The organism is Nitrobacter winogradskyi (assembly GCF_006539545.1).
In the GTDB taxonomy this organism is placed as follows: Bacteria; Pseudomonadota; Alphaproteobacteria; order Rhizobiales; family Xanthobacteraceae; genus Nitrobacter; species Nitrobacter winogradskyi_A.
The window spans coordinates 1-1,151 of the sequence record NZ_BJNF01000152.1 but is presented as its reverse complement, the minus strand read 5'-3'; the positions used below and the strand labels follow the sequence as shown (position 1 = coordinate 1,151).

The 1,151-nt window shown below is 64.5% G+C and carries 1 protein-coding gene; it reads left to right on the top strand.

The features are described from left to right. Positions 1-982: IS110 family transposase (locus NWI01_RS18575; RefSeq protein WP_141385416.1), on the top strand; the 982-nt coding region annotated here is incomplete at its 5' end. Positions 983-1,151 lie beyond the last annotated feature (169 nt).

The following is a 1,151-nucleotide window of genomic DNA, read 5'->3' as shown; positions in this document are numbered from 1 at the left end:
GGCGATCCGCGATGCGCTCAAGCCTTATCACGGACGTTTGCGGCGGGTCGGTCACGAGGCGGGTTCGCTGTCGCCGTGGCTGCATCCGGAGATGCTCAAACTTGGTCTGCCGGCGGTGTGCCTGGAGACCCAGCATGTGCGCGCGGCGCTGTCGGCGCAGCGCAACAAGACCGACCGGGCGGACGCGCTCGGGATCGCGCATATCATGCGCACCGGCTGGTTCCGGCAGGCGCATATCAAGAGCGAGAGCTGCTACCGGATACGGCTGTTGCTGACGCAGCGGCGCAACCTCAAAGCCAAATTCCTCGATCTGGAAAACACCATCCGGCATTCGCTGAAGGCGTTAGGTATCAAACTCGGCGGCACCTCGCGCGGCACCTTCGATCAGGCCGTGCGCGAGGCGGTGGCGCAGGATGCGCTCACCGCGGAGCTGATGGATGCGATGCTGACGGCGCGGGCGATGCTGTGGAAGCAGTATTGCCGGCTGCACGATCTGGTGGTGCGTTTTGTCGCCGGCAACGAATTGTGTCGGCGCTTCATGCAGATTCCCGGCGTCGGTCCGGTGACGGCGCTGAGCTTCATGACGGCGATCGACGATCCGTCACGGTTCCGCCGCTCGCGTGACGTTGCCGCATACTTCGGCCTGACGTCGCGACGCTGGCAGTCGGGCACGTCGATCGACGTGCAGGGCCGGATCAGCAAGGCGGGTGATCCGGATGTGCGGCGCGCGCTCTATGAGGCGGCCTCGGCGCTGCTGACGCGCTTCAAGCGCAAGGACAAGGTCAAGACCTGGGGCATGAGCATCGCCAAGCGCTCGTGTCATCGCAAGGCCTGCGTTGCGGTGGCGCGCAAGCTGGCGGTGATCATGCATGCGATGTGGATCGACGGCACCTTCTATATCGGCGATCCGGCTTTGAGCGAACAGGATGTTGCCGCACGCGCGGCGGTGAAGGACCGCAAGCTGCTCGGAGCGTATCGATGAACAATGTGCAACACGAGGTATTGAGCCGCACGCCATGGTGACAACGGCCTTTTGAACGACGGAGCTCCGCGCGAGCGGATGAGGACTGGTGCAGACCAAGGACGACGGGACGCACGTTATCTTGCCTGTGGCCGGACGCCGGATGGCGTCTTCGGACCACGCCGGATTG